The organism is Microcystis sp. M090S1, from assembly GCF_020246295.1.
Classification (GTDB): Bacteria; Cyanobacteriota; Cyanobacteriia; order Cyanobacteriales; family Microcystaceae; genus Microcystis; species Microcystis aeruginosa.
The window spans coordinates 1-6,903 of the sequence record NZ_JADBTF010000270.1; the positions used below are offsets into that span (position 1 = coordinate 1).

Annotated in this window: 9 protein-coding genes and 1 pseudogene; 5 read left to right on the forward strand and 5 right to left on the reverse strand. The window is 45.2% G+C overall.

What is annotated here, in order from left to right; all coding sequences use genetic code 11:
* Positions 1-167: 167 nt before the first annotated feature.
* Complete coding sequence (locus IM477_RS11940) at positions 168-575, reverse strand: hypothetical protein (protein ID WP_002756869.1); 408 nt, start codon at positions 573-575, stop codon at positions 168-170.
* A gap of 48 nt (positions 576-623) precedes the next feature.
* Here IM477_RS11940 and IM477_RS11945 point away from each other — a divergent pair, with 48 nt between their 5' ends.
* From IM477_RS11945 to folE, 3 genes are all read left to right on the forward strand, one after another.
* The gene (locus IM477_RS11945) at positions 624-1,529 is read left to right on the forward strand and encodes a hypothetical protein (protein ID WP_287731868.1); all 906 of its coding nucleotides are present in this window, start codon (positions 624-626) and stop codon (positions 1,527-1,529) included.
* A 341-nt stretch (positions 1,530-1,870) separates the two neighbouring features.
* On the forward strand, positions 1,871-2,599 hold the full coding sequence (locus tag IM477_RS11950; RefSeq protein WP_287731870.1) for an SDR family oxidoreductase: 729 nt from the start codon (positions 1,871-1,873) through the stop codon (positions 2,597-2,599).
* 49 nt (positions 2,600-2,648) lie between these two features.
* Positions 2,649-3,347, forward strand: a complete 699-nt coding sequence (gene folE, locus IM477_RS11955; protein WP_002738197.1) for a GTP cyclohydrolase I FolE — start codon at positions 2,649-2,651, stop codon at positions 3,345-3,347.
* A gap of 202 nt (positions 3,348-3,549) precedes the next feature.
* Here folE and IM477_RS11960 read toward each other — a convergent pair whose 3' ends face one another.
* Complete coding sequence (locus IM477_RS11960) at positions 3,550-4,188, reverse strand: phosphoribosylanthranilate isomerase (RefSeq protein ID WP_079208965.1); 639 nt, start codon at positions 4,186-4,188, stop codon at positions 3,550-3,552.
* A gap of 120 nt (positions 4,189-4,308) precedes the next feature.
* Here IM477_RS11960 and psaK point away from each other — a divergent pair, with 120 nt between their 5' ends.
* Together psaK and IM477_RS11970 are read left to right on the forward strand one after the other, a co-directional pair.
* The gene (gene psaK, locus IM477_RS11965; protein WP_287731871.1) at positions 4,309-4,575 is read left to right on the forward strand and encodes a photosystem I reaction center subunit PsaK; all 267 of its coding nucleotides are present in this window, start codon (positions 4,309-4,311) and stop codon (positions 4,573-4,575) included.
* A 167-nt stretch (positions 4,576-4,742) separates the two neighbouring features.
* Positions 4,743-4,856 carry a CopG family transcriptional regulator gene (locus IM477_RS11970; RefSeq protein ID WP_287731872.1) on the forward strand — a complete coding sequence of 38 codons (114 nt, stop codon included), beginning with the start codon at positions 4,743-4,745 and terminating at the stop codon, positions 4,854-4,856.
* Positions 4,857-5,122: 266 nt separating this feature from the next.
* On the opposite strand, the gene IM477_RS11975 is transcribed toward IM477_RS11970, so the two are convergent.
* From IM477_RS11975 to IM477_RS11985, 3 genes and pseudogenes are all read right to left on the reverse strand, one after another.
* Positions 5,123-5,350, reverse strand: coding sequence for a hypothetical protein (locus IM477_RS11975; RefSeq protein ID WP_287731874.1), 228 nt, complete (start codon positions 5,348-5,350; stop codon positions 5,123-5,125).
* 540 nt (positions 5,351-5,890) lie between these two features.
* A complete protein-coding gene (locus IM477_RS11980) occupies positions 5,891-6,418 on the reverse strand; it encodes a DUF3011 domain-containing protein (protein WP_287731875.1) in 528 nt (175 codons plus the stop codon).
* A 145-nt stretch (positions 6,419-6,563) separates the two neighbouring features.
* Positions 6,564-6,903 (reverse strand): annotated as a pseudogene (locus IM477_RS11985) (photosystem II D2 protein (photosystem q(a) protein)); the annotation flags it as partial.

The following is a 6,903-nucleotide window of genomic DNA, read 5'->3' on the forward strand; positions in this document are numbered from 1 at the left end:
CGATAGACGCTTGAAAATTTCGGGAGCGCAATGGAATGAAAGGAATGTACCTCAAGTTCTCAAACTTCGTTGTGCGTACCTGAACGGAACACTTTGAACGAGGCTTGGTACGTTTGTTCTGACAAAATTGACTTGCTCCCATAGCAAAATCCCTGGGCTTTTTCCGGTTATTTCACTAAATAGCTGCGCCATTGTGAGGCAACTTCTTCCAGTAAACGCCAAGTTTTCCCCTCGATCTGTCTTTGTAAATAAAGATCAAAATTGTTGTGTTGTTTGGTATCTTTTTGATGGGGCAATTGTAGAGTTAGATCGTAATCTCCCTGCAAGTGATAAGCGGGTAAATTGCCCACATAAAGCGGTTCCAGACTGGTGACATTAATTTTAGCAATTTTTACCTGCGGATCATCGATATGTAAAGATTGACTAAGGCGATCGGATGTGTGACGAAATTGTAATAAAAGGGCTTTGGCGACGATTTCTCCGTCGGGGGCAAATTCTTGCGGGGGAGTGACACTACCACAAGCAGTCAGGAAGACAAGGAAAATACTGGTTAAAAAACCGAGAAAACGGCGCATAGAATGATATTTTGAAAAAGAATGGCAGCGGGTTAAGAAGAATTAATTATGACTCAACCAAATGAGCGAGAGAATTTCAGCCAAGCAGAAACAGTGATCCGACTACAAGAGGCGATCGAGCAGTTAAATTCGATCGTTTACCAACTTAACACGGGAACGGGGACAGTGTTACCCCCAAAAGTTGCTGTTGATAATCTTCTTAACTCAACGCAACAGTTAGCCGCTGCTTTAAAACCAGATGAATTCGCAGAAGTTGAGCAAAGTTTAACCCCAGATTCTCCAATCGAAGCAGCGGAGGGAATCGACGATATTTTACCGGATTTCGAGCAGGTGGAAGGGTGGTGGACGACGATTTTGAGCAAAATTCGCCGACTTTTACCGGGGGGAATTAGCGAAAAAATTCCCGATTGGTTAATTACCGGCTTGTTAACAGGAAGTTTAGTCACTATCCTATTAGTAGCTGTGGTCAGTTTACCGAAAAATCCTGCGGAAATTGCCGAAAATATGCCTGAAGTTGTCTCTAGTCCTTCCCCGGCAGCCGGGGAAATTATCGAAACTCCTCCAGAATTAATCGCACCAGAGGCACCGATTCCCGTCCCGATTACCAAAGCAAAACCGCGATTAACTCCCGAACAAAGTTTAGTCGCAGCCATTCAAGCGGAAATTACCGATTTAACTACTCGTTATCCCGCCGGTATTATTTCTACCGTAGAAGCGGATTTTTTGGCTAGTCGTCTAGTAGTTATTTTGGGCGATAATTGGTATAGTCTGGAGGCATCACAACAGGATAAATTGGCTAATTCGGTTTTTCAACGTTGCCAAAGTCTCGATTTTCGCCGCTTGGAAATGAGGGATAACGAGGGAATTCTCCTCGCTAGAAGTCCCGTGATCGGCGATCGAGTGGTGATTGTCAATCGCACTCAACCCACCGCTGCCATCTCCTCTGGTGAGTAGTTTTCAGCGCAGGGGGAGGGAGTTCCAGACAAAGACAGCCTCAAGAATTCTCGCCAACCAGTCCGCTTTTTCCCCTCGCTGGTTAGATATCTAAATATACACAAAAATTAGTGATCCCTGACTTAACAGTGCTATAATTGGCTAGGTAAAATTTTGTAACGATTTTTAATCTTGAACCTACCCGATAGTCAATGCTTCCCCCCGCCCGGGTGGGCCGCAGCAATTTTGGTGCGAGAAAAATTGCTCCGATCCAACCCAACTCCCTTAAACCTTTCTAGGGTTCCCCTAACCGCCAAAATTTTGCCCTAACTACCAAGAATTAAGAGATTTCAAACTATACCATGAACTCTGTTATTCGTCAACAGCGAGCGCTGATCACCGGAGCCGGCAGCGGCATCGGCAAAGAAACCGCCCTCGCTTTCGCCAAGGCGGGAATTAATCTGGTTTTAATCGGTCGCGATCAGCAAAGATTGGCAACCGTGGCGGGAATGGCGGCAGATTTAGGCGTATCAGCCCAAGCTTACCCCTTAGATTTGGCAGATATCCCGGAAGTAGCTCCTAGTATCGCTAAAATCGCCCAAGAATCCGGACCGATCGATATCCTGATCAATAATGCTGGCATGGGTTACACAAACTCCTTGGCTGACACACCTTTGTCAGACTGGCAGCGGGTGATCGATCTCAATTTAACCAGTGTTTATCAGTGTGTGCAAGGAATTTTACCTGCCATGCGTCAACAGGGGGGAGGCACGATCGTTAACGTTTCCTCGATCGCCGCCGATAATTTCTTCCCTGATTGGGGGGCCTATAGTGTCAGCAAAGCGGGATTAGTGGCATTTTCTCGCATTTTAGCGATCGAGGAGCGGGCTAACGCCATTCGCATCACGATTATCATCCCCGGGGCTGTCAATACTCCCATCTGGGACAGCGATAGCGTCAAAGCAGATTTCGATCGCTCGGCCATGTTAACCCCGGATATCATCGCTCAGGCCATTCTGCAAGCGGTGTTACTGCCCAAACAGGCCGTAGTGGAAACGATGACCATTATGCCCAGTGCGGGGGCATTATAACCCGAAATACTTCTATTTATCAATCAATTCGCCTACAGGCCTCTTCATTATGACCATAGCTTCTTCTAACGGTTTAAACGGTAATTTAACCGACGCTATTCAAGCACGCGTGACCACTCGCCCCGATCGCAACACCCACAATGGCAAAACCGCTCAAATTCATCCAACTTCCGACGAAAACAAAGAACAGATGATGGATGCGGTCAGAAATATCCTGATCTCGGTGGGGGAAGATCCCGAAAGAGAAGGTTTATTAAAAACCCCCAAACGGGTGGCCGAAGCGATGCAGTTTCTCACCCAAGGCTATCAACAATCCCTAGAAACCCTCGTTAATGGTGCGATCTTCGATGAAGGTCATAATGAGATGGTATTAGTGCGCGATATTGACTTTTTTAGTCTCTGTGAACATCATATGTTACCCTTCATGGGGCGGGCCCACGTTGCCTATATTCCTAACCAAAAGGTGGTCGGATTAAGTAAATTAGCCCGCATTGTGGAAATGTATTCCCGTCGTTTACAGGTCCAAGAGCGCCTCACCCGTCAGATTGCCGAAGCGATTCAAGAAATTCTCGACCCCCAAGGGGTTGCAGTCGTCATGGAAGCAACCCATATGTGCATGGTAATGCGCGGGGTGCAGAAACCGGGATCCTGGACTGTCACCAGCGCCATGTTAGGAGTCTTCCAAGACGAGCAAAAAACCCGCGAGGAGTATCTTAACCTGATCCGTCATAAACCCAATTTCTTCTAGTCCCGGAAATGGGGAAATGGGGAAATGGGGAAATGGGGAAATGGGGAAATGGGGAAATGGGGAAATGGGGAAATTCAACTAAAACCCCAAAACCCCCCGCAACGCGCACGCAGTGACCACCCCAACACCCCAACACCCTAAAACCCTAAAACCCTAAAACCCTAAAACCCCAACACCCTAAAACCCAAAACCTTCTAACTGATCACTGATCCCTGAATTTTTGCAGTCGCTCTAGCAAGAGGGCGACTTTTTTGAGGTCTTTATCACCGGGCGATCGCTCAACGCCGCTAGACACATCAATACCCTGGGGGTGCAGCCGAGTTAAAGCTTCACTAATATTATCGGGGTTGAGTCCTCCGGCCAGAAACCAGGGCAAGGGGGGCGAAAAACTGGCTAAGGCTTGCCAGTCTAAGGTATGTCCCGTACCGCCGAGCAATTGGGGATGGTAGGCATCTAACAGTAAAGTATCGACGCTATTGAAGTAAATTGCCGACTTTTCCCAACTTTCTCTGTCTTTAATCCGTAAAGCTTTGATAATTTCCCGGTCGGGTAATAATTGCCGCAACCTTTGGCAATATTCGGGAGATTCTTTACCATGTAACTGCACACTTGTCAAGGGGGTTTTAATAATTATTTGCTGAATAATTTCCGGTTGCTCGTCGGCAAAAACCCCGATAAAATCAATTTTGTCGGGTATTGCGGCGATAATGGCGTTAATTTGCTCGATTTTGACGTAACGAGGCGAACTAGGTACGAGGATAAAACCTAAGGCCGTAGCTCCGCAAGTAGCGATCGCTCGTCCTTGGTCCGGTTGGGTAATGCCGCAAATTTTAATTCGCATTTAATCTTATTCACAAAACGTTACAAAAACTGTTAAGTATTCAAACAAAAAGCAGTTTCGGGTCAAGAGCTTTTTATAATGCCCTGTGATTAACAAAATCTTATCAAGACTGGAGCGCAAATGATCTCTTCCGCCTTACTTTTAGCCACTGCTCAAACCATTCCCTGGAATTTATCCGTCGGGATTACCATGACGTTAGCTAACCTAGTAGCGTTCGTTATCGGTTATTTTGCTATCCAAAATACCGGAGCAGGCCCTGCTTTACCCTTGCCGCAGTTAGCCTCGAAAAAAAGCTTCGGTCTGCCGGAATTATTGGCTACCATGAGTTTTGGCCATATTCTCGGTGCGGGACTGATTCTCGGTCTTTCTAACGCGGGTATTCTCTAATCAGGGATCAGTAATCAGTGACCAGTAAACCTCAGAGAGAGGAGCAAGGATCTGGTAGTCAGGAGAACTAAGCATAAAGAGATTTTAGGCAACTTCATCCCTATTTTTCCCATTTTTGAACTCTCAAAAGTTAATTATGTCAGAAGTCTAGTAATCGTCAAGATCCGGTGATTACTCTGGCTGCTGGCGAGAAAATTAAGAAAGCAGTGGCCCAAGTCGAAGCTGGATACTTTGCTGACGAAGAAGAAGCAGTATTGGCTAAATTAACCCATGAAAGTTAGATGGCTGCGGAAAGAAGGATCGAAAATAATTGGTAAATGCGAACGTTGCTAATCGCTTAATTAATCGTCAATATTGCCTCTAAAGTTAATCTCATAAATAAAGATTTCGTCTGTCTCCTTTTAACTCACCTTTAAGTTTTTTGATATCAAGTTCTTCAGGGGGATAAACGTTTTGAGTTTCAAGGCAGGTTTTGAGAATACCAATTTTAGTCAAAACAGATTTTCGGCTATTGGCATCTAGTTTCTCCAAAAATTTATTGGCTGATCTACTGATCCTGATCTTCACGATTAAACCAGCCTGTAATATCAACGAAGCCGTCGTCTTTGTAATCAACAGGATTAAAGGTTGCTTCTATGTCAGCTTGTTCTATATCATCAACATAGGGAATCAGCATCTCGAAGAATTTAAACCATTCTTCCCGCATAACTTCGCGGACGCTTTCCTTGATGATGGTTTTGAGCATTAGAGCATCTAAGGTGTTTGCCAGCTCCATATATTTTCCTCCAATCTACTTGAATTCTAGCAGCAGATCAAGAAAACGGGTTTCTTACAGCAGCTATCTTAATGATCAGGTAGGCAGTTTTCGTTTTGGGGAGTCGGTGGTCGATACCAAATTAGTTTACACTTCATCTTGATGAGCAACGCTGTACCCCGAACTGAAGTTAAATACAGCCAATAGATCATAAAATTTAGGAAGTTATTATGTTGATTTTTAAGGCTTTTTTGTCAGCCTGGTAAAATTTGGTTAAGCAACTAAGTAAAAGTGAGCGATCGATGCTAGAGAAAACACCGATGACGATGATGGATTTCTTTCGCAAAAGCGAAGGATTTTAGTTTTCTCAAGCTACTGTTCGAGGCAAGTCAAGAGATTGGGAGAGATTCAGGTAATCTAAAAATAGGCGGTTAAAGTGGGTCTTAGCTTACCTGATAACGTTCTTAAAATCTATCGGTGGCAAAAGTTACTTATTTTAGTTGTATAGCTACAGGAATGAGTAACTTTAAAAAGCTTTAGGTAGGTTTTTGGTTTCTGTAGTTAACCCCGATCCTCACAAACAAAGTCCACTACTCGATCGATTTCCCGGGATGAGCGGATGCGACGACTACCGCTGCCAAGTTCGCCACCACGACAATTAGCCCACCAACGCTCGCGACTGCCATTAACGATCGCATCAAATTCTCTAATTCTGCCACTATCATAATAACTGCGGCGATCAACGACAAAACGACCGATATTGGGGAGGCGAAATTCTTCGTAAACATTACCTTCCCAACCGCCACCCACATTACCGTCATGGTCGTCCATGCGTACCTCAAACTCGCCCCGACAACCATTTCTGACCACAATATTGCCGTTTTGGAAATCCCAATTACCCTCACAGGGAGCGGCGGAGCGAGTGCGGGTTAATCTTACTTGGGCCCATCTAGCGTTCACGGGACAGCGAGTAGTGCGACCGCTTTGACTTTCACAATTAATTCTCATGGTTCTGGCCGCTGCTGGCTCGCTCCCTAGGGGACAAATTAGCAATAAACCGAGACTAGATAATAAAATTTGGCGAAACATTGTCTTTATCTCCCAGAAATTCTCTAGTTTATCTTACAGGGGTATCAAGAAAATGAGTAGTAGTGCTTGAAGTGCGTTAATCAACAAAAAAGAAGGGTGATTTAACTTCACCCTTCCCCCTATTCGGTAAATTTTCTTGCCATCTTTAGAGAGCGTTACCGCGAGGTAATACTTCTTCAGGGAAGATAAAGTTTTCGTGGGGTTGGTCTTGGGGAGCCATCCAAGCTCTCAGACCTTCGTTAAGCAGAATATTTTTAGTGTAGAAGGTTTCAAATTCCGGGTCTTCGGCCGCTCTCAATTCCTGAGAAACGAAGTCATAGGCCCGGAGGTTAAGGGCTAATCCCACCACACCCACAGCACTCATCCATAAACCAGTCACGGGGACAAAGAGCATGAAGAAGTGTAACCAACGTTTGTTGGAGAAAGCGATGCCGAAGATTTGCGACCAGAAACGGTTCGCAGTGACCATGGAGTAGGTTTCTTCC